Source organism: Brevundimonas vesicularis, from assembly GCF_044807075.1.
GTDB classification, from domain to species: domain Bacteria; phylum Pseudomonadota; class Alphaproteobacteria; order Caulobacterales; family Caulobacteraceae; genus Brevundimonas; species Brevundimonas vesicularis_G.
In genome coordinates, this window is record NZ_CP085234.1 from 166,025 (window position 1) to 186,528 (window position 20,504).

16 protein-coding genes and 1 tRNA gene are annotated in these 20,504 nt (G+C 67.3%); 10 read left to right on the forward strand and 7 right to left on the reverse strand.

Annotation, left to right across the window (positions count from 1 at the left end; genetic code table 11):
• Positions 1-27: 27 nt before the first annotated feature.
• Complete coding sequence (gene lpdA / locus LG306_RS00830; protein ID WP_404417191.1) at positions 28-1,434, reverse strand: dihydrolipoyl dehydrogenase; 1,407 nt, start codon at positions 1,432-1,434, stop codon at positions 28-30.
• A gap of 178 nt (positions 1,435-1,612) precedes the next feature.
• Positions 1,613-4,465: a TonB-dependent receptor gene (locus LG306_RS00835; RefSeq protein ID WP_404417194.1), complete on the reverse strand. Its 2,853-nt coding sequence runs from the start codon at positions 4,463-4,465 to the stop codon at positions 1,613-1,615.
• Between the two features lie 240 nt (positions 4,466-4,705).
• Between LG306_RS00835 and LG306_RS00840 the strand changes: the two genes are divergently transcribed.
• From LG306_RS00840 to LG306_RS00865, 6 genes are all read left to right on the forward strand, one after another.
• Positions 4,706-5,806 (forward strand): phytase, encoded by a 1,101-nt coding sequence (locus LG306_RS00840; RefSeq protein WP_404417197.1) that lies wholly within the window; start codon positions 4,706-4,708, stop codon positions 5,804-5,806.
• 225 nt (positions 5,807-6,031) lie between these two features.
• Positions 6,032-7,099 carry an isoaspartyl peptidase/L-asparaginase family protein gene (locus LG306_RS00845; protein ID WP_404419604.1) on the forward strand — a complete coding sequence of 356 codons (1,068 nt, stop codon included), beginning with the start codon at positions 6,032-6,034 and terminating at the stop codon, positions 7,097-7,099.
• Positions 7,100-7,155: 56 nt separating this feature from the next.
• Complete coding sequence (locus tag LG306_RS00850; RefSeq protein WP_404417200.1) at positions 7,156-7,422, forward strand: hypothetical protein; 267 nt, start codon at positions 7,156-7,158, stop codon at positions 7,420-7,422.
• Between the two features lie 43 nt (positions 7,423-7,465).
• A complete protein-coding gene (locus LG306_RS00855) occupies positions 7,466-8,485 on the forward strand; it encodes a fumarylacetoacetate hydrolase family protein (protein ID WP_404417203.1) in 1,020 nt (339 codons plus the stop codon).
• Between the two features lie 63 nt (positions 8,486-8,548).
• Positions 8,549-9,085, forward strand: a complete 537-nt coding sequence (locus tag LG306_RS00860) for a DUF1453 domain-containing protein (protein ID WP_404417205.1) — start codon at positions 8,549-8,551, stop codon at positions 9,083-9,085.
• A gap of 54 nt (positions 9,086-9,139) precedes the next feature.
• A tRNA-Leu gene (locus LG306_RS00865) sits at positions 9,140-9,224 on the forward strand.
• A gap of 9 nt (positions 9,225-9,233) precedes the next feature.
• Here LG306_RS00865 and LG306_RS00870 read toward each other — a convergent pair.
• From LG306_RS00870 to LG306_RS00880, 3 genes are all read right to left on the reverse strand, one after another.
• Positions 9,234-10,106 (reverse strand): class I SAM-dependent methyltransferase, encoded by an 873-nt coding sequence (locus LG306_RS00870; protein ID WP_404417208.1) that lies wholly within the window; start codon positions 10,104-10,106, stop codon positions 9,234-9,236.
• 82 nt (positions 10,107-10,188) lie between these two features.
• Entirely contained in the window at positions 10,189-11,040 is an 852-nt protein-coding gene (locus LG306_RS00875; RefSeq protein ID WP_404417211.1) for an alpha/beta hydrolase, read from the reverse strand.
• 61 nt (positions 11,041-11,101) lie between these two features.
• Complete coding sequence (locus LG306_RS00880; protein WP_404417214.1) at positions 11,102-13,147, reverse strand: AsmA family protein; 2,046 nt, start codon at positions 13,145-13,147, stop codon at positions 11,102-11,104.
• 167 nt (positions 13,148-13,314) lie between these two features.
• Between LG306_RS00880 and LG306_RS00885 the strand changes: the two genes are divergently transcribed.
• Positions 13,315-13,620, forward strand: coding sequence for a hypothetical protein (locus LG306_RS00885; protein WP_404417217.1), 306 nt, complete (start codon positions 13,315-13,317; stop codon positions 13,618-13,620).
• Between the two features lie 75 nt (positions 13,621-13,695).
• Here the strand turns inward: LG306_RS00885 and LG306_RS00890 are convergent, their stop codons facing one another.
• Positions 13,696-15,807 carry a prolyl oligopeptidase family serine peptidase gene (locus LG306_RS00890; RefSeq protein ID WP_404417220.1) on the reverse strand — a complete coding sequence of 704 codons (2,112 nt, stop codon included), beginning with the start codon at positions 15,805-15,807 and terminating at the stop codon, positions 13,696-13,698.
• A gap of 69 nt (positions 15,808-15,876) precedes the next feature.
• Positions 15,877-17,973, reverse strand: coding sequence for a prolyl oligopeptidase family serine peptidase (locus tag LG306_RS00895; protein ID WP_404417223.1), 2,097 nt, complete (start codon positions 17,971-17,973; stop codon positions 15,877-15,879).
• Between the two features lie 115 nt (positions 17,974-18,088).
• On the opposite strand from LG306_RS00895, the gene LG306_RS00900 reads away from it, so the two are divergent.
• From LG306_RS00900 to amgK, 3 genes are read left to right on the forward strand one after another with little or no spacing between them, the layout of a single operon-like run.
• Positions 18,089-18,943: a GNAT family N-acetyltransferase gene (locus tag LG306_RS00900; protein ID WP_404417226.1), complete on the forward strand. Its 855-nt coding sequence runs from the start codon at positions 18,089-18,091 to the stop codon at positions 18,941-18,943.
• Complete coding sequence (gene tsaE / locus LG306_RS00905; protein WP_404417229.1) at positions 18,940-19,398, forward strand: tRNA (adenosine(37)-N6)-threonylcarbamoyltransferase complex ATPase subunit type 1 TsaE; 459 nt, start codon at positions 18,940-18,942, stop codon at positions 19,396-19,398. Before LG306_RS00900 ends, tsaE begins: the two co-directional genes overlap by 4 nt.
• Positions 19,391-20,482, forward strand: coding sequence for an N-acetylmuramate/N-acetylglucosamine kinase AmgK (gene amgK / locus LG306_RS00910; protein ID WP_404417231.1), 1,092 nt, complete (start codon positions 19,391-19,393; stop codon positions 20,480-20,482). The genes tsaE and amgK overlap by 8 nt, the downstream gene beginning before the upstream one ends.
• Positions 20,483-20,504: the final 22 nt, after the last annotated feature.

A 20,504-nucleotide genomic window follows, 5' to 3' on the forward strand; every position in this document is an offset into this window, starting at 1 on the left:
GCCCGCGCCTTTCGACGCGGCGTCGGATCAGGCCTGCATCATCCAGCCTTCGACATCCATGGCCGCCTGGCGGACCGCTTCCGAACGGGTCGGGTGGGCGTGGCAGGTGCGGGCGATGTCTTCCGACGCGCCGCCGAAGCTCATGGTGATGGCGGCTTCGTGGATCATCTCGCCGGCCTGCGGACCCATGATGTGGACGCCGAGCACCTTGTCGGTCGCGGCGTCGGCCAGAACCTTCACGAAGCCGTCGGTCTCGTGATTGATCTTGGCGCGGCTGTTGGCGGTGAAGGGGAATTTGCCCTTCTTGTACTGAACGCCGGCCGCCTTCAGCTGGTCCTCGGTCTGACCGACCCAGGCCACTTCGGGGAAGGTGTAGACGACGCTGGGCACCAGGGCATAGTCGACATGGCCATACTTCCCGGCGATGGTGTCGATCACGGCGACCGCGTCTTCTTCCGCCTTGTGCGCCAGCATCGGACCGTGGGTCACGTCGCCGATCACCCAGACGCCGTCCGCGACCTTGAAGTGGTCATGATCGATGAAGCCGCGCTTGTCCGGCATCACGCCGACGCTCTCCAGCCCCAGACCATCCGTGTACGGACGACGTCCGATGGCGACCAGCACCACGTCGCCCTTGATCGTCTCGGCGGCGCCGCCGGCCGACGGCTCTACGGTCAGTTCCACGCCGTCCTTGCCCGACTTGGCGCCGGTGACCTTGGCGCCCAGTTTGAAGCTCATGCCCTGTTTGGTCAGGGTGCGCTGGAAGGCGGTGGCGACCTCGGTGTCCATGCCGGGCGTGATCCGGTCCAGGAACTCGACCACCGTGACCTCGGCGCCCAGACGGCGCCAGACCGAACCCAGCTCCAGGCCGATGATGCCGGCGCCGACCACGATCAGCTTCTTGGGCACGGCCGGCAGCGACAGGGCGCCGGTGGAATCGATGACCTTGCCGTCTTCAAAGGCGACGCCCGGCAGCGGCGTCGGCTCCGAGCCGGTGGCGATGACGATGTTCTTGGCGTCCAGCGTCTGGACCGAGCCGTCGGCGGCGGTGACTTCCACCTTGCCCTTGCCGACGATCTTGCCCTTGCCCTTGATCCAGTCGGCCTTGTTCTTCTTGAACAGGAACTCGATCCCCTTGGTCAGGGCGGTGACGCTGTCGTCCTTGGCCTTGTGCATCTGGTCCAGATGCAGCTTAGGCTGGACCTCGATGCCGATCTTGGCGAACTCGGTGTTGGCGGCGTTCCACAGTTCCGACGCATGCAGCAGGGCCTTGGACGGCATGCAGCCGACGTTCAGGCAGGTGCCGCCCAGCGTCGAACGCATCTCCACGCAGGCGACCTTCAGGCCCAGCTGGCCCGCCCGGATCGCGGCGTTATAGCCGCCAGGGCCTCCGCCGATGATGACGACGTCGTAGGCGGCGGTGGCTTCGGCCATGGTATCCTCTGGTCTTCTGGCGCGCGGGGAAAGGCGCGCGGACACTAGCGCCGACCCCGCACGGGTCAACCGCTGGAGCCCATATGGGGCCGCGTTTCGACCAATTGGAGAGGCGGAAACCACGAAAAAGGGCCGGACGTCGCCGCCCGGCCCCTTCGATCATGTCTGACCGCCGCGCTCAGAGTTTGAAGCGCACGCCCAAGAAGACGTTGTAGCCGAACTTCTCGTACTCGTAGGTCCGCTCCTTGACGCCGTAGTAGCGCACGCCCGCGCTGTCGGTCAGGTTCTTGGCCTCGCCGAACACTTCCACCCCATTGCCGAAGTCGTAGCTGGCGGTGAAGTCCAGCTGGCCGCGACCCTCGACGTAGAGGTCCTTGCCGGGGTTGCTCGCGTCGATCGCCTCCAGGAAGTCGCTGCGGTGTGTGTAGGAGACGCGCGCGCTGAAGCCGTACCGTTCGTAGAACAGGGCGGCGTTATAGGTCTCGTCCGACTGACCCGGCAGCACGAAAGTGTCGCGACCGGCGAAGGCGCGGCTGGTTTTGATCTCCGCATCCGTCAGCGTGTAGTTGGCGAAGACGCCGAAGCCCGACGCCCAGCCCGGCAGGAAGTCGAACGTCTGCTGCCAGTTGAACTCGATGCCTGCGATATGGCCGTCACGGGCGTTGCGGGCCTCGGTGACCTGGGCGACCGTGGTGGTCGGGGTGACATAGGGTACGCCGTCCGTCACCAGGGTGAAGCGATAGTTCGAAAGGTCCTTGTAGAAGGCGTTGGCCGAAATCACGCCCAGCGGACGCAGATAGTATTCCAGGCCCAGATCGACATTGTTCGACAGGGTCGGCTTCAGATCGGGATTGCCGCGCGTCACCGTCGTGCGGCCGCTGTCGGTGGTTTCCAGAACGCGCGGAACGATGTCGGTATAGTCCGGGCGCGAAATGGCGCGGGTCAGGGCGAAACGACCGACCAGCTGATCGCTGAAGCTGTGGCGCAGCGTCAGGTTGGGGAAGAAATCGGTCTGGTCGCGATCGACCTTGACCGGGCTCTGGGAGCCGGACAGCGCCACGCTGGTCGCCGCCCCTTCAAAGTCGGTCTTCTCGACACGCAGGCCGACCAGCACATTGGTCGCGCCGAGATCGAACCGAGCCTGGCCGTAACCCGCCAGAATATCTTCCTGCGCGGTATAGTCGGCGGTGATCGACTGCGGAATGCGGCGCACGCCGGCGGCCGGGTCGGGATTGGTCGAGCCCGCGCGGACGCGGTCGAAATAGTCCGTCACCAGACCCGCATCGAACTTGAAGCCCAGATTGTAGTCATAGTTCCGCGACGGACGATCGCTCAGCAGCGGCGCCAGGGCGCCGGCGCTGGCGGCCGCGCTCCGGTCGCGGAACCGCTCCTCGTCCGCCGTCACGTCGCGGGTGCTGTATTTGGCGCCGAACTTCAGCTCGACTTCGCGTCCGCCGATGACGGTGGGCAGCGACAGATTGGTCGTGAACGCCACATCGTCCTGCTCGGTCGTGTTCGAGCGGAAGGTGCTTTCGCGGAAGCTGTAGTTGTTGGCGTTCAGATAGAAGCCGGTCGGCTCGCTGAAGACCGAATAGGTCGGCTGATAATGATCGGCCGTGTTGTAGGACATGGTCGGCACTGCGCTGGAGCGATAGACCAGCTCGTCGCGGTGCGGATAGGTCTGTTTGCTGTTGGCGAACGACAGGGCGCCGTCCCAGACCGCCCTATTGCCGAACGTCTGCTCGCCGCCCAGCACCAGGGTGGAGATGTCGTTCTCTTGTGTGCGGTGACGCAGCTGCTTGTAGATGCGGGCGTTGGTGAAGGTCGCGCTTGTGTCGGTCGAACCCGGCTGCAGCGTTCCGTCGCTATAGGTGAAGTTCAGCGTGTTGCGGAACTCGTCGTCGCGGAACTGGGCGTAGGAGCCCTTGACCCACAGACGGATCGCATCGCTGGGGCGCCATTCCAAGGCGCCGGTCACGGCCTTGCGGGTCCGTTCGGTCTCGTAGTCCTTGAACAGGGTGTTCTCCAGACCCCAGACCTGGCCGCCGCCCTGCGCGGCGTTGCGGTTGATCAAAACCCAGCCGTTCTCGACGTTGTCCGGCCGGCGGTTGGTTTCGGAGAAGCTGACCGACACCAGGGCGCCGAAGGTCTGGTCCGGGCCGAAGACGTTGGAGACGTTCGCGCCCGCACGATAGTCCTGGCCGCCGTAGTCGTTGTAGCTGCCGCCGGCGTAACCGCTCAGCGCCAGGCGGCGCTTGTCGAAGGGCGAGCGGGTCTTGATGTCCACGGCCCCGGCGATGGAATCGGCGTCCTGGGCCGGCGTCAGGGTCTTGGACACCTCGACGCTGGAGACGATGTCCGAAGGCAGGGTGTCCAGATCGACCGCGCGGGTCGTGGGCGACACGGCCGGGATGGCGACCCCGTCCACCGACACGGCGGTGAAGGCGGCCGGCGCGCCGCGCACATTGATGTAGCGGCCTTCGCCCTGATCGCGCTGGATGGCGATGCCCTGAACGCGTTGCAGCGATTCCGCCACATTGGGGTCGGGGTAGCGGCCGATGGCGTCGGCCGACAGGACGTTGACCGTGCCGTCGGCGTTCTTCTGCTGGTTCAGCGAACGCGCCACGCCGTCGGTGATGACGCCGGTCACGATCACATCGGCCACGTCCGTCGCAGACTGGGCGCCCAGGACGATGGCGACATTGGCGTCTTCACCCGGCGTCGTCACGACCGTCTGGCTGGTCGAGGGCAGGCCCAGATAGTTGACCTCCAGCACCATGGCGCCGCTGGCGGTCGGCAGGGTGAACTCGCCCTGGGTGTTGGTCACGGCCCGCTGGCTGGTCCCGCGCACCAGAACCTCGGCGCCCGGCAGGGGCGCGCCGGCGGCGTTGGTCACCCGGCCGTAGATCACGTCGCCGGCGACCGCAGCTGATGCCGAGGCCACGGCGTCGACATCGGCATGGGCGGGCATGGCCAGCGGCGCCAGGATCATCGGCGCGATCGCGGCGCCCATCAGCAGGTGCAGTTTCATGTCAGGTCCCCTTCGGCGAGCGACGTTTCGCTTCAGCCGATGGAGGGGCCGCTTAACCTTGGGCGGCGACGCGACCGCGACGATTCCACGACGTCCAGTTCGCGGTTTTTCGACGAAACGGCGACGCTTGATCCCTTGACGGAACATCAGTCATCGAACCGACGCCGAACCGTCACGCCCGCGCCGTTGACCCACACGCGGCTTGGCCACAGGACGCGTCCAGATCGTCCGGAGACCGACATGCGCCCTCCCCTCGCCCGCTCGCTGACCGCCTGCGCCGCCCTGGCCCTGCTCGCCGCCTGCGCCACGCATGAGGTCGATTATCAGGGCGAGGGCGCAGGCTTCGTCGGTCCGGGCGCCCCGGTTATGGCCGTGCTGGAAACCCCGTCGGTCGGCACGGCGGGTCAGGACGCCGCCGACGACCCCGCCGTATGGGCCAGCGCTTCGCCGGTCACGATCATGGGTCAACAAACCTCCGGCTTCGTCGCCGGCACGGACAAGAAGTCCGGCCTCTACATCTACGGCTTGGACGGCCAGATTCTGCAGTTCCTGCCCGAGGGTCTGCTGAACAATGTCGATGTGGTCGAGGGCCTGTCGGTCGGCGGCCGTCCGCAGGTGGTGCTGGGCGCCAGCGACCGCACGCCGGGCAAGACTGGCATCTCCCTCTACACCTTCGACCCGGCCGGGACGGGCCAGAACGGCGTGCGCTATTGGGGCGCCGTCGCCACCGACGTGGTCGAACCCTACGGCTTCTGCTTTGCGCGGCGCGGGGCCGAGGTTCACGCCATCCTGGTCGGACACGAGGGCGAGCTTCGCCAGTTCGTCCTGGGCGTGGACGCCGCCGGCCAGCCCACGGCGCGCCTGGTCCGCACCGCCGAGATCGGAACCATCTCCGAAGGCTGCGCCGCCGACGAAGCCACCGACGCCCTCTATATCAACGAGGAGAACGTCGGCCTGTGGCGCTATGACCTGAACCCGGCCTCGGGCGCGGTCCGCACCCTGATCCAGCCCATCGCCAAGGACATCCTGGTCGCCGACGCCGAAGGCCTGACCACCATCACCGACGGCTCAGGCCGCTACCTGATCGCCTCCAGCCAGGGCGATTCCACCTTCCCCGTCTGGCGCATCGACGGCGCGGCCCCCGAGTACAAGGGCCGCTTCAAGGTCGTCGACGGCGCAGTCGACGGCGTCACCGGCACCGACGGCCTGGCGGCCGCCAGCGGTCAGGTCGGCCCCTTCCCCGACGGCCTCGTCGTCATCCAGGACGACGTCAACGACGTCGGCACCCAGAACTTCAAATACGTCGACTGGCGCGACATCCGCCGGGCGTTGGGCCTGTAGGCGTCTGACGCGACGAACGCGCCGGAGGTCAAAGCGGGCGAACCTCGCCGGGAGGGTCATCAACCATCCTATCGGCGGCGATTAACACCCTGATTTTCCGGCGTTTCTAATTTTGTTTGGTCAATCGACCTGACACGCCCGAACCCGGCGCTACACTGCGACAGACCGGCACATTCGAGGGGCGTGCACTCCCTGCACGCCATCTTCTGCGCCTGGAGGGGTCTGATGCTGCGCGCCGCCTGTTCCGGACTGATTGCACTCTTTGCACTGTGTTTTTCCTCGGCCCACGCCCGGGTCGAGGCACAGGACGCCGCGCCGCAGTGGTCGCTGGCGATCCACGGCGGGGCGGGTGTGATCGAGCGGTCCAGCCTGACGCCCGAGCAGGACGCGGCCTATCGCGCGGCGCTGCAAGGCGCGCTGGACGCCGGTTCGGCCGTGCTGAAAAGCGGCGGATCGGCGCTGGATGCGGTCCAGGCCGCCGTTCAGCTCATGGAGGACGATCCCCTGTTCAACGCCGGGCGCGGGGCGGTCTTCACCGCCGCCGGCCGTAACGAGCTAGACGCCGCCGTCATGGACGGATCGGACCTGACCGCCGGGTCCGTCGCCGGCCTGACCACCACCCGTCATCCCGTCGCCGCCGCCCGCGCGGTGATGGAGCGGTCGCCCCACGTCATGCTGATCGGCCCCGGCGCCGACGCCTTCGCCGCCTCGGTCGGGCTGGAGCAGGTCGAACCGGCCTTCTTCTTCACCGAGCGCCGCTGGCAGGGGCTGGTCAAGGCCCTGACCGAGGCCGGACAGCCGATCCCCGAACGCCCCGTCGGTGCGCCTCTACCGGGCGCCCAGGTCCAAATCGCCCCGCCCCTGAACGAGAAGAAGTTCGGCACGGTCGGCGCCGTGGCGCTGGACAGCCAGGGCCGTCTCGCCGCCGCCACCTCGACCGGCGGCATGACCGCCAAACGCTGGGGACGGGTCGGGGACGTGCCGATCATCGGCGCCGGCACCTACGCCTCCAACGCCGACGGCTGCGCGGTGTCCGCCACCGGCGACGGCGAATATTTCATCCGCGCCACCGTCGCCCGCGACATCTGCGCGCGGATTGCAGGAGGGGCGGCGACTCAGGCCGCCGGTCAGGCGGAGATCGCTGACGCCGATCGTCTGGGCGGCAAGGGCGGCGTCATCGTCATGGGACTGGATGGCCGCCCCGCCTTCGCCATGTCCACCTCGGGCATGTATCGCGGCGCGGTCTCCTCGACCGGCCCCGCCCGCGTCGCCATCTACGCCGACGAACCCTGAGCGCCCGTTCAGACCAATCAGACGAATTAGACTCTCTTTTTCCCAGACCGAGACCCATGCCTGCATCCGATGACGAACTGACCGCGATGGCCAACGAGGAGCTGGACGCCGCCTGCGCCATGCCCTTCGTCGAGGTCAGGAAGATCACTCCTTGGGGCGACAGTTACGAAGGCTTCGCCCCGTCCGGCCGCACGGTCGAGGTCGAGCGTCGCTATCTGTGGGCCGTGGAGCCCGAAGGCGGCGTCATCGTCGAGGTCGAGGTCCGCGACCGCGCCGCCCGCACGGGCGCCGAGGCCCGCGCCCTGCTGACGGCCGCCGACTGATTCCGCCGTTCCCAACATCGCAAATCCGGTCTAGGCCTTGGTCATGAAACTCGCCTCGCTCAAGCACGGCCGCGACGGCCGCCTCGTTGTCGTCTCTCAGGACCTGAACTGGTTCACCGACGCCTTCCTGATCGCCCCGACGCTGCAGGCGGCGCTGGATGACTGGGACCGCTGCGGTCCTCGCCTCGAGGCCTTGGCCGAAAGCCTGGAGCATGAGGCCGTGCCGCGCGGCCGCTTCCACGAACGCGACGCCGCCTCGCCCCTGCCCCGCGCCTATCAATGGGCGGACGGCTCGGCCTATGTGAACCACGTCGAGCTTGTGCGCCGCGCGCGCGGCGCCGAAATGCCCGAGAGCTTCTGGACCGACCCGCTGATGTATCAGGGCGGGTCCGACAGCTTCCTGTCGCCGCGCGACCCGATCCCGCTGGCCGACGAGGCCTGGGGCTGCGACCTGGAGGCCGAGATCGTGGTGGTCATCGGCGACGTGCCTCAGGGCGCGACGCGCCAACAGGCGCTCGACGCCATTCGCTTGGTCGGCCTGGTCAACGACGTGTCCCTGCGCAACCTGATCCCCGCCGAACTGGCCAAGGGCTTCGGCTTCGTCCAGTCCAAGCCCGCCAGCGCCCTGTCGCCCGTTCTGGTTACGCCCGAGGCGCTCGGCGACCGCTGGAAGGACGGCAAGCTGCATGGCGCGCTGAACGTTCAGCTGAATGGCCAGGACTTCGGCAAGGCCGACGCCGGGGTCGACATGACCTTCGATTTCGGAACCTTGATCGCCCACCTGGCCAAGACACGCTCGCTGGGCGCCGGGACCATCATCGGTTCGGGCACGGTGTCGAACAAGGACGCCGACGGCGGCCCCGGCAAGCCGGTCAAGGAAGGCGGCCTGGGCTACTCCTGCATCGCCGAGGTCCGCACGGTCGAGACCATCCTGCGCGGCGCGGCCGAGACGCCCTTCCTGAAACACGGCGACACGGTGCGGATCGAAATGCTGGACGCGCGTCATCATTCGATCTTCGGCGCGATCGAACAGACCGTCTCGCCGCTATCCAGCGCGGATTGACGCCGCTAGGGTGCTGACAACGGCCTCGGGGGAGGCCGCATCCGGTCTTTGGGGAGAGACGACGTGCCGCCTGAAAAACTGATCCCGCTGCTCATGATTCCGATCATGCTGGTGGTGGTGCTGTTGAAGAATCGTCGGAAGCGGGTGCTGAAGCCGCACCTGCTGTGGGTCATGCCGGCCATCGTCCTGCCGCTGATCGGCCTGGGCATCTGGGGAACGGCCCAGAACGCCGACCTGCCCCATTCGCCCTTCGGCCCCGACGCCTGGGCGGTGCTGGCCATCGGCGGGATCCTGGGCGGTGTCGCCGGCTGGTATCGCGGCAAGACCGTCACGATCGAGAAGGAGCCGGACGGCTCCCTGATGGCCCAGGCCTCGCCTCTGGGTCTGATCCTGCTGGTCGTGCTGTTCGCCGGCCGGTCCCTGCTGCGCGATCTGATCGAAAGCCATGCCGCCGCCTGGCATCTGAACGCCCTGGCCGTCACCGACGCCTTCCTGGTCTTCGCCATGGGCCTGATCGTGATGCAGCGCGTCGAAATGTACATCCGCGCCCGCCGCATCCAGTCCGGCGGCACGGATAGCCATGTAGAGGTCGCGGCCTGACGCTTCGGGCTGGACGCGGCCTTCGCCTCTGTGGCATGAGGCGGTCCTTCCGCTGCGGGCGTGGTGGAATTGGTAGACGCGCTGGACTCAAAATTCAGTTCCGAAAGGAGTGCCGGTTCGACCCCGGCCGCCCGCACCACCGGACCGGCTAGTCCTTACGCAGGCAAAGCGACGCCGAGGTCCAGATGAAGCCGTGGTTCTGAAGAGCGATCGACCGCGACCGCGTCCCTGATTCGATCGCTTCCGAAATCGGATAGGCCGACGCCACCGTCGCCACGCTGACATCGGCCTGGAAATCATCGACCGGCGTCAGGCCGCTGGGCATGATGACGTGCTCCATCAGCATGTCGGGCGTGAAAATCAGCGTGCCGGGATAGCCGAAGGTGTCGGGTCCGCTGATCCGGAACTCGGTGGACAGGGTCAATATCCCGCCGGGCTTCAGCACCCGCGCCATCTCCGACACTGCGCGCGCGACGTTCTGAAGCGTGCCGAAATGCTCCAGCGACCCGCAGGAGAAGATGCCGTTGAACGTGCTGTCGTCGTAGCGGAGGTTCAACGCGTCCATATGTTGCACGACCAGTCGCTTGGGATTCCAAACCATCCCAGGAATGGCGAAATTCTCGGGCGACACCAACATCGCCGTCTTGGCCTCGTTCCAGTCTTCGTTGCCGAAATACAGATCGGTCGCGAAGACGCGGGCGACGTAGTTGGTCAGGTAAAAGACTGTGTGTTCATGACCGGCCGCGACGCCCAGCACATCGGAACTGCGTGTCAGTGCGCCGAAATCCCTCAGACCGCGCACCGCCTGGACCACCTCCCAGACCTTGGCCACCTCGTTGCCCGAAGGATAGTCGGCGTAGTTCAGCGCCAGATGATGAAAGATTTCTCGCATCGACGCCATGAAGGCAGGGTCGCTGAAATGTTCCAGGTTGAGCGCCGTATTGTAGGCGATGCGCTGCTTGGGCCGATCCACCGGCTTGAGGGAGGCGTGAGGGGTCATGACCTTGGCCGGCGCATTCATCGACAGAACCTCCATTGAGATGGAAGTTGTGAAGAAAAACACGGTCTTGGCAAGGCAGATAATCGGGTTCGCCTTGGCAAACTCAGCCCAGCTGCCGGTGGAAGAAGTCCGTCACATCGGCCAGCACCGTCGCCTTCTTGCGGAACAGGGGCGAGAAGGTCGCGATCAGGTCGGCGTGGTCCAGACCCGGATAGAGCTTGGCTTGCGAGCGCCCGCCCGCCGCGCGCATCCGCTGATCTAGAATGACCGTGTCCTCGTCGTGGACCACTGTGTCGGCCGTCCCGTGGCCCAGCCAGATCGGCGGGGCGTCGGCGCGGACGAAGGTCACGGGCTGGGTCAGGGTCGGGTCCGGCGCACGGCCGAAGGCGTTCTGCGACGCCGCGACGTCGAACGGCAGGAAGTCGTAGGGGCCCGCGAGACCTGCCGCCGCCTTGATCAGATCGGGACGGCCGACGGCGGCCATATAGCGTCGGTCCAAGGCGATCATCATCGCCAGATGCGCGCCCGCCGAATGGCCCAGCACGCCAAGCCGCGCCGGATCTCCGCCATATTGACCGACCATCTCGGCCGCCTTGGCCGTGGCGGCCGCCGCGTCCTCGATGAAGGCCGGGAAGACGACCTGGGGCACGATGCGGTAGTCCGGCAGGGCGACCACGAACCCCCGCGCCGCCAAGGCTTGCGCCGCCCAGCCATACTGGCTGCGCGAGCCCGAATCCCAGCCGCCGCCATAGAAGAAGACCAGGGTCGGATAGGGGCCAGGCGCGGTCGGCGCATAGAGATCCATCTGCTGGCGCGGATCGTCGCCATAGGGGACGTCGCGCGCGACGCGTCGCACGCCGCCGTCCCTCGGCCCCAGGGTGTTCAGCAGGCTCAGCGGCGAGCAGGCGGCGGCGAGAAGCCCAAGGGCAGGCGCGAACAGTCCACGGCGGGTCATGCAGAAGGCTCCATCACCCACAATACGCTTGGATCGCCGGATCGGTCGTCGTTATCAACGATCAGCGGGCGTTGGCGATCAACTGGCCGCAGTCTGCGTCGTCGGCCAGACCGGGATCGACGAAGGCGAACAGGGCTGTGACCGGCGCCACCACCGCACCCAGCAGGCCCGCCAGACCGCCCTGTGACACGACCGAACCGACATCGACCCCGACCTTGGGCGCGGTGAGCGGGCCGGACACGGTGATCGGCGCCCACAGGCGCAGCAGCCGCGGCTTCTTGGACTCGCCGTCGATCCTCAGGTTCAGCGTCTCGGCGCCCAGGTTGATGCTACCCTTGCCCTGGGCCAGCACCACATCGGTGTCGATGACGAAGGTTCGGGCGGTCGCCGTGCCGCCGCTGACATTGAAGTCGGCGACGGCGCAGCGGATTTGACTGCTCGACTGGTCGCCGCTCAGCAGCTTCAACAGGCCCGCGCTGGCGTTGATGCCCAGCAGTTCGGCGAAGGCCGCCCGCATCTTGCCGTTCGGCACCACCAGACTGAGCGAGCCCTTCGACGCGGCGGCGAAGTCGTGGATCGAGGCCCCCGGCCCCTCCAGCTTGGCCCGACCGAGCGCCCGACCGCTGAGCGGGACCGAACCATTGCGCGCAGGAATGATGGATTCCAGCGGATAGCCCGCCAGCCGCATATCCACGCTGCTGTAGGGCGTCGCCTTGGTCGCGTCGATCCGCGCCGTCCCGTTCAGCGCGCCCCTGTTGAAGTCGAAGCTGATCGGATCCAGCTTCAGAATGCCGTCCTTCAGATCGGCGCCCAGGTTCACCTGCCGCACATCGAAGGCGTTCGCCTTCACCGATCCGGCGCGGTAGGACAGGGTCCCGTCCATGGTCTGCAGCCGTCCGGTCTGCAGCTTGGCGTCCGGCAGCAGCTTGCCGCCCACCACGACCGGCGCCTCGGTGTCGGTGCCCGCCGCATTGGTCCGGGTCCGCGCGCCCAGGACAGCGGCGAGATCGTCGATGTCCAGACGACGCGAGGTCAGGTCGGCGTCGACGCGCAGCCGCTGGGCGGCGTCGACCCGCACCTGGCCCGACAGATCGGAGGCGCCGACGCGTCCATCGAAATCCTTGAAGGTCCAGACCCGCTCATTGCGGTTCAGCGCCCCAGACAGCCGATAAGGCGGCGTATTGGGCAGGGTCACGCCCGTCAGCAGATACAGATCCGACAGATCGCGCCCCTGCATGGTCAGGGTCGCATCGAACCGCCCCAGATCGAACGGCCGCGTGATTTCGCCCTTGGCGATCAGTGATGACCCTGCCCCATTGACGGCGGCCTCGAAGCGATAAGGTCGGTTGCGACGAATGTTGACGAAGGGGCCGCCCTCGACCTTCAGCGTCAGTGGCGATCCGTTCACGGCGCCGCGCCCTTCCAGCAGGAAACCCGCTGCGCCCCCTGCCGCCTCGCGCGCATTGACCGCCGCCTCCAAGGTCAAACCGCGCCGCTGTTCATCGAATGACAGCTGGCCGTCCTTGATGACCAGTTGCTGGATCACCGGCAGCTTCAGCCCCTCGCCCGTATCCGGCTTGTCGGGATTCAGCACCCAGCTCTTGCGACCGTCCTTGGTCGAGATCAGGACGACGCGGGGTCGGGTGAAGCTGAGAAGGGGCATCTCCACCTGACCGGCGAGCAGTTTTCTCAGTCGCACCGAAGCGCGGATTTCATCAACGGCGGCCGTGTCCCGATCCGACGCCCAGTCGGGCCCGCCGATCTTCAGCCCGCGCACCACGGCGGACGGGGTCCAGCTGAACAGGTTGACGTCCAGATCGCCGGTCAGGGCGATCTGGCGATCGTATTTGACCGAGGCCCAGCGGCCGATGGGCCCGCGAAGCATGTTCCAGTCGAACAGAACTAGGAACAGAAAGACGGCCGCCACGAGGGCCAGAACTACGCCCGCCGCCCATTTTTCCGCCAGTCCGGGCCGTCGAGCCGCCGCATAGACGGGATCGTTGTCGCGCACCCAGTCGCGCCACGTCAGCAGGCGCGCACCCGCCGGCGCCCACGCCCGCTCTTGAAGGGTGGTCTGAAAAGTCCGCCAATTCCGTAGGTTCGACAAGCGCTCGTCTCCGTCAGCCAGATGAAACGCGCCAGAACCGGTTTGGCGCCGCAGGGTCAGCTTGTCGTCGATTTGACGTGAAGTTGTCGCATAATCTTTACAAATGCGCAGATCATCGCATAATTCGTCAGAGTCCTGATCTTAATTCAGGCCGTGGAGGATTGTTGATGACCCGTTTTCTGACCCCCGCCCTGATCGCCGCCGCCCTGGCGGCTGCAACGACGCCGGCGCTGGCCCAAAGTCCGCGCGCCGCCGAGCGCGCAGCCGTGCTGCAAACCGTCAGGGTGTGCGGAACCGATGTGGCCGCACGCACGGCCTATCAGCGCGACCACGGCGCGACGCCCAGCTTCGTCACCGCGCAACAGGCGGTCGCCGCCTATCAGTCGGGCCAGCGCTGGGCCGCGCCGCGCTGCATGACGGCGCATCAGTATGACCGCCTGGCCGGCGCGCCGATGCAGCGCGCCGCGCTCTGATCCCGACCAAACGCGCATGAAGAAGGGGCGCGGTCGTCGGACCGCGCCCCTTTTTGTCGTCTGGACGGACGCCTCTTACTGCGTCGGCGTCAGATATTTGTTCAGCCAGCCGAACACCTCATTGTGCCATTGCAGGCTGTTGGCCGGTTTCAGCACCCAGTGGTTCTCGTTGGGGAAGACGATCAGGCGGCTGTCGATGCCGCGGCGTTGCAGGGCCGTGAAGGTCGACAAGCCTTGGGCGGTCGGGATGCGGAAGTCACGGTCGCCCTGAACCACCAGCATCGGGGTCTTCCAGTTGTCGACATGGTTGGCCGGGTTGAACTTCTGATAGCCCTCCGGCTTGTCCCACGGCGTGCCGCCGTATTCCCACTCGGTGAACCACAGCTCCTCGGTCGAATAGCCCATGCCGAAGGTGTCGAAGACGCCGTCGTGGTTGACCAAGCACTTGAACTCATTGGACCAGTTGCCGGCGATCCAGTTGATCATATAGCCGCCGTAGGAGGCGCCCAGCGCACAGGCGTTGTCGCCGTCCAGGAAGCTGTATTTCGCCTGAGCCGCCGCCCAGCCCTTCTGCAGGTCTTCCAGCGGGCGGTCGCCCCAGTGTTGGCTGATCGCATCGGTGAAGGCCTGGCCGTAGCCGGTCGAGCCGTGGAAATCGATCATCACCACCGCATATCCCGCGCCCGCATAGGTCTCGGGGTTCCAGCGATAGGACCAGCCGTCCCCGAACGAGCCCTGCGGCCCGCCGTGGATCAGGAAGGCGACCGGATATTTGCGGCCCTCGACGTATCCGGCCGGCTTGATGACATAGCCGTGGACCGTCTCGTTGTTCCAGCCGGCGAAGCTGAACTGCTCATACTCGCCGAACTGTTTGGCGGCGAAGGCGGGGTTGGACTGCGTCAGACGACGCGGCATTTCGCGACCCAGATAGGTCTTGAAATACAGGTCGCCCGGCTCGCGCAGGCTGTCCTGGGCGAAGACGAAGCCCGAGGGCGTCTGTTGGAAGGCCGAGACGTGGCCCGCGCCCGTGATCGGCGTCACCACCCCGTTGCGCGTATCCACCGAAAACAGCTTGGTCGTGCCGACGTCGCCCGCCGTCGTGTACAGCGTCTGGCCGTCGCGCGACCATTGCAGCGTGTCCGCCGACCGGTCCCAGTTCGAGGCGATCTCGCGCTTCTGGCCCGTTTCGACGTCCATCAACACGATCTGGTAGCGATCGGCCTCGAAGCCCGGCCGCGCCATGGCGCGATAGGCCAGGGTCCGTCCGTCCGGCGAGAAGACCGGGCCGGTGTCCCAGGCGTCGTTGCCGTCGGTCAGGTTGGTGAAGGTGCCGTCCCCCGACAGGCCGTTGGTCTTCCACAGGTCGAAGTTGGTGCTCCACGGCTCGGTCTGACCGGCGAGACGCGCAGAGAAGACCACGGCGTCACCCGCCGGCGTGAAGACGAACTCGCTCTCGTCGCCGAAGGGCTTGGAGGGCGTGTCGCCGTCAAAGCCCTTGGTGATCCAGACCGGTGTGCCCGTAGCCTTGCCGTCGCGGCCGATCGACTGGACGAACAGGTGGTTCTGGGTGTGGTCGTTCCACGCATCCCAGTGACGCACGAACATGCGGTCATAGACCTGGCCCGTCGTTTTCTGCTCGGCGATGGCCTTGCCCTGTTGGACCGAGGCGTTAAGGTCGGCCGCGTTCGGATAAACAGCCAGCGACACCGCCACCTTGTCGCCCGACGGGCTGATCCGATAGGCGTTCACGTCGGTCGGCAGGTTCGTCACCTGAACCGGCGCCGACGTGGGCGAGGCCACGCGCCAGACCTGGCTCGCGCCCGACTTGCTCGACAGGAAATACAGATTGCCGTCCCCGCCCCAGCGCGCGGTGTTGGCGCCCTGATCAGAGATGGCCAGGCGGCGCGGCGCCGTGTCCGGTGCGTTCAGGTCCAGCATCCACAGACTGCCCGTGCGGCGGTTGGCCTCCACGTCCGTGGTCGTGACCGAATAGACGACGTAGCGGCCGTCCGGCGACACCTGCGGATCGCCCAGCCGGTTGGCCGAGATCATATCCTTGTAGGTGAAGGCGTCCGGCGTCGCGGGCGCGGCCGGAACCGGCGCGGACGGCGTCTGGGCCAGGGCAGGCGCAGCGCTCATCAGCGCAACAGCCGCGCAGGCGGCGGACAGAAGGGAACGGTGACGCATCAAGATCTTCCTCGCGAAGCTTTCTGGCCGCGAGGCGTAGCACCCTGCCAAGGCGCGTCAATGGGTCGCTCAGCCCGCCGGCGCCGTATAGCGGCCCACCCAATCCAGGATTTCCTGCTGCCAGTCGACCCAGGTCCGGGGTTTCAGCACCCAGTGGTTCTCGTCCGGCACATGGACGAAGCGGCTGGGCACGCCTTGACGCTGAAGCGCCGAGAAGGTCGCCAACCCCTGCTCCATCGGCACGCGGAAGTCCTTGGAGCCATGCAGCACCAGCATCGGCTTCTTCCAGTCGCCGGCATAGGTTTCCGGATTGAAGACGTCATAGACGGCCTTGCGCTCCCAGCTCGGACCGCCGAACTCCCAGATGAAGTTGCCGATATCCATGGCGTTCATCAGCTGCGGCACGTCGAACACTCCGGCGTGGTTGACCAGGCAGCGCCACGGCCCATTCCACTTTCCGGCGATCATATTGACCATATAGCCGCCGTAGGAGGCGCCCAGCGCACAGGCCCGGTCGCCGTCGATCCACGGGTTGTTCGACAGCGCCGCCGCCCAACCCTTCTCCAGATCTTCCAGCGGCCGGTCGCCCCAATGGTCGTTGATGGCGTCGGTGAAGGCCTGTCCGTAACCGGGCGAACCGTGGAAGTTGATCATCACCACCGCATAGCCCGCCGCCGTGTAGACCTGCGGATTCCAGCGGTAGGACCAGTTTTCTGCCCAGGGCGATTTCGGCCCGCCGTGGATCAGATAGACCGCCGGATAGCGCCGCCCCTCGACCGCGCCCGCCGGCTTGAACACCCAGCCCTGCACCGGCTCATTGTTCCAGCCGGCGAAGGTGAAGGCCTCGCCTTTCGGCAGGTCCAGCTGCGCCAGCACCTCGGCGTTCTGGCGGCTGATCTGGCGGGGTTCGCCGCGCGTCTGAACGAAGATCTGGGTTGGGGCGACGAAGCTTTCGTGGGCGTAGGCCAGAACACCGGCCCTCTCCTCATAGGCGCCGACCGTACCGTTGCCGGTCAGGGGCTTAATCCGGCCGGTGCGGGCGTCGACCGAGAACAGCCGGTTCTGGCCCTCGTCCGCCGCCGAGACCAGCAGCGACCGGCCGTCGGTGCGCCATTGCAGGCCGCCCGCGCCGCGGTCCCAGTCGGTCAGCTTCCTCGCGCCGGAGCCGTCGGCGTCAGCCACCCAGACCGCCGCCTGATCCCCGCCGACGTTCTCGCGCGGCGCCGACAGCCAGGCCAGTTGGCGACCGTTCGGAGAGAAGACCGGATTGCCGTCCGACCCCTTGTTCGTCTCGGTCAGATTGACCGGCGTCCCGCCGTCGAGCGCCACGCGGAAGACGTCGCTGTTGCTGGTGAAGGCTTCGCCCGCGCCTTGCGTCTGCGTGCCGTAAACAAGGGTCCGTCCGTCCGGCGAAATGTCGAAACTGGAATCGCCGGCCGAGACATCGGCGTCCAGACCCGCCATCAGATCGCGCGGGTCGCCGCCACTCAAACCCGACCCATTCAGCGGCTGGACGAACAGATGGGTGCGGCGCGTATCGACCCAATGGTCGAAGTCGCGCAGCGGCAGTCGGTCATAGGCCTGGAGCGTCGACTTGCCCCGGGCATCCAGCCGCGTCTTGGTGCAGGCCAGGGTGTCGCAATCGACGAAGACTGAGATGGCCAGGACCAGCGACTTGCCGTCCGGCGCGATGCGGAAGCCCGACACGTCGAAAGGCAGGGTCGTCACCTGGGCCGCCGCCATCCCGGCCGCGTCCGTGCGCCAGACCTGGTTCGATCCGCCCCGCGACGACAGGAAATAGATGGCCCCGCCGTCCGGCGCCCAGCGCGCGCCCGAGACGCCGCCTTCCGAGATCGCCAACTTGCGCGGCTCGCCACCCGACACGTCCGCCAGCCACAGGCTGTTGACGCCTTTGTTGCCGTCCCAGTCGGTGGTGCGCACGGCGTAGAGGATCTGGCGGCCGTCTGGCGAGACGCGCGGCTCGCTGACACGCTCCATCATCGCCAGATCTTTCAGCGACAGGCCGCGCGATGCGGGCGCCTGGGCGGCGGGGGCGGGGGCGGCGGCCGGCGCCGGCGCCGGCGAGGCCTGCTGCGCCAGGCTGGGCGCAGCGGCCAGGATCAGGCTTCCAAAGGCGACCGCCGCCATCCAGCGTGTACGCGTCATGTCTTCATTCCCCACAGCTTTTCGACAGTGATAGGGGCCGCCCGTCCGATCGCCAAGCGTCCAGGACGCCGCGCATCTTGCCCCCTCCGACCGAACCGGCGACAAGCGGTCTTTCATGACCGCCGCCACCCTTCCCGCCCGCCGTCAGCCCCACATCGTCGATGTGCTGATCGCCGAACGCGCGCCGCGCCTGACCGCCTCGCCGCTGTGGCCGGTCGTGCGCCCGGCCCTTTACGGCGTGCTGGGCTATGGGGCGGCGGTGCGGATGGCCGACGCCATCCGCGACCGGTCGGGGACCGAGACCTTCGACTACGTCTCGGACCTGCTGCGGCTGAAGGTGACGACGACGAACCTGGAGCGCCTGCCCGCGACCGGGCGCTGCGTCGTCGTCTGCAACCACCCCACCGGCATCGCCGACGGGGTGGCGGTGTTCGACGCGATCAAGCAACGGCGCAGCGACATGATCTTCTTCGCCAACGCCGACGCCATCCGCGTCTCGCCCAGGCTGGACGAGACGATCATCCCCGTCGAATGGGTCCACGACAAACGCACCCGCGAAAAGACCCGCGCCACCCTGAACGCCGCCAGGGAGGCGTTCGAGGCCGAACGCTGCGTTGTCATGTTCCCCGCCGGTCGTCTGGCGCGCGAGAAGAACGGCGTCCTGACCGATCCCGAATGGGCCCCGACCGCCGCCTCCATGGCGCGCAAATACGATGCGCCGGTGATCCCCATGCACGTCACAGGCCCGTACAGCCGCCTGTTTCACCTGTTCGACAAGGTCTCGCAGGAGCTGCGCGACGTGACCCTGTTCCACGAGTTGCTGAACAAGGAAGGCAAGCCGTTCGGCGTCGACGTCGGTCTGCCCATTCCCGCCGACCGGCTGGACGTGGACGCAGCCAAGGCCACCGAGGCGCTGAAGACCTTCACCGAGCGCACCCTGGCCGCCGACCGCGACGCGGTGTTTCCATGAAGATCGCCCTGCCCGACGCCGAGGCCACCACCGCCCTGGGCCAGGCCATCGCCCCCCGGCTGGCGGCGGGCGACAGTCTGCTGCTCTACGGTCCGCTGGGCATGGGCAAGTCGACCCTGGCGCGCGGCCTGATCCGCGCCCTGACCACGCCGGACGAGGACGTGCCCAGCCCGACCTTCACCCTGGTCCAGTTCTACGAGTCCGACCCGCCCGTCGCCCATTTCGACCTCTACCGCCTGACCCGTCCGGAAGAGGCGTTCGAGATCGGTCTGGACGAAGCGTTGGATGAGGGGTGCGCCGTCATCGAATGGCCCCAGCGTCTGGGCGACGATCCCGGCCGGTTCTTAGGAGCGGATCAGTTGATCGTCGAAATCTCCGAACAGGGCGACGGCCGCCTTGCGACCGTTTCCGGCGTAGGCCGATGGGAGACGAGGCTGAAGGAACTGCATGTCTGACCGCGAAACCCTCCGTCTCGACTTCCTGAAGGCCGCCGGTCTCGCCGACGCCGTGCGCGCCCCCCTGCCCGGCGACGCCTCGACGCGGCGGTATGAGCGGCTGACGCCGACGACCGGTCCGACCTTGATGCTGATGGATCAGGCGCCCGCCGCCGAAAGCCGGTCGTGCGATCCGCTCTGGACGCCCGAGCAGCGTCACGCCGCCGGCTGGAACGCCGTCGCCCGCCTGTCCGCCGGCCGGATCGAGGCCTTCGCCGCCGTCGCCGCCCATCTGAAGTCTCTGGGCCTGTCCGCCCCCGAGATCCCGTCGCTGGACGCCGCCAATGGGTTAGCCGTGCTTGAGGATTTCGGCGACACCCTGTTCGCCCGCGTGATCGAAGACGGCGCCGACGAGACGCCGCTTTATCTGGCCGCCATCGAGGCCCTGGCCGTTCTGCACGAGGCCGTCGCTCCGCCCGAAACCCTGCACGGCCCCGGCGGCGACTGGCCGCTGCTGACCTATGATGAGACGGCGCTTCAGGGCGGGGCCGACCTGTTCGTCGAATGGCTGCCGAAGCTCGACGACCGCGTCCGCTTCGACGCCGCCGCCGTCGCCGACTGGCGCGCGGCCTGGGCGCCGATCGTCGCCTCGGGCGCAGCCGGGGCTTCGGTCATGGCCCACCGCGACTATCATGCGGAAAACCTGATCTGGCTGCCAGAGCGCGACGGCCCGGCCCGCGTCGGCATGATCGATTTCCAGGACGCGGTGCGCGCCCACCCGTCGTGGGACCTGCACTCCCTGCTGCAGGACGCCCGCCGCGACGTGTCGCCCGCGCTGGAGGCCGAGGCCCTGGACCGCTATTTCGCCCTGCGCCCCGGCGTGGACCGCGCCGCCTTCATGGCCGACTACGCCGGCCTGGCCGCCCTCAACGAGGCGCGGATCATCGGCATCTTCGCCCGCCTGATCGCGCGCGACGGCAAACCGCGATACCGCCAGTTCCTGCCGCGCATGTGGCGGCATCTGAACGCCAATCTGGACCAGCCGGCCCTGGCGCCCGTCGCGCGCTGGTTCGACCGCCATGTCCCTGCTGAGGTCCGCGCATGACCGCTCCGAAGACGGCGCCCAA

What these genes read in the sequence shown, in the direction of transcription:
- LG306_RS00835 (WP_404417194.1), bottom strand. Translation starts at nt 4,465, where the DNA reads ATGAAACTGCACCTGCTGATGGGCGCCGCGATCGCGCCGATGATCCTG.
- LG306_RS00885 (WP_404417217.1), top strand. Translation starts at nt 13,315, where the DNA reads ATGACCCGTTTTCTGACCCCCGCCCTGATCGCCGCCGCCCTGGCGGCT.
- LG306_RS00850 (WP_404417200.1), top strand. Translation starts at nt 7,156, where the DNA reads ATGCCTGCATCCGATGACGAACTGACCGCGATGGCCAACGAGGAGCTG.
- LG306_RS00895 (WP_404417223.1), bottom strand. Translation starts at nt 17,973, where the DNA reads ATGACGCGTACACGCTGGATGGCGGCGGTCGCCTTTGGAAGCCTGATC.
- LG306_RS00890 (WP_404417220.1), bottom strand. Translation starts at nt 15,807, where the DNA reads ATGCGTCACCGTTCCCTTCTGTCCGCCGCCTGCGCGGCTGTTGCGCTG.
- tsaE (WP_404417229.1), top strand. Translation starts at nt 18,940, where the DNA reads ATGAAGATCGCCCTGCCCGACGCCGAGGCCACCACCGCCCTGGGCCAG.
- LG306_RS00900 (WP_404417226.1), top strand. Translation starts at nt 18,089, where the DNA reads ATGACCGCCGCCACCCTTCCCGCCCGCCGTCAGCCCCACATCGTCGAT.
- LG306_RS00875 (WP_404417211.1), bottom strand. Translation starts at nt 11,040, where the DNA reads ATGACCCGCCGTGGACTGTTCGCGCCTGCCCTTGGGCTTCTCGCCGCC.
- LG306_RS00870 (WP_404417208.1), bottom strand. Translation starts at nt 10,106, where the DNA reads ATGAATGCGCCGGCCAAGGTCATGACCCCTCACGCCTCCCTCAAGCCG.
- LG306_RS00845 (WP_404419604.1), top strand. Translation starts at nt 6,032, where the DNA reads ATGCTGCGCGCCGCCTGTTCCGGACTGATTGCACTCTTTGCACTGTGT.
- LG306_RS00855 (WP_404417203.1), top strand. Translation starts at nt 7,466, where the DNA reads ATGAAACTCGCCTCGCTCAAGCACGGCCGCGACGGCCGCCTCGTTGTC.
- lpdA (WP_404417191.1), bottom strand. Translation starts at nt 1,434, where the DNA reads ATGGCCGAAGCCACCGCCGCCTACGACGTCGTCATCATCGGCGGAGGC.
- LG306_RS00840 (WP_404417197.1), top strand. Translation starts at nt 4,706, where the DNA reads ATGCGCCCTCCCCTCGCCCGCTCGCTGACCGCCTGCGCCGCCCTGGCC.
- amgK (WP_404417231.1), top strand. Translation starts at nt 19,391, where the DNA reads ATGTCTGACCGCGAAACCCTCCGTCTCGACTTCCTGAAGGCCGCCGGT.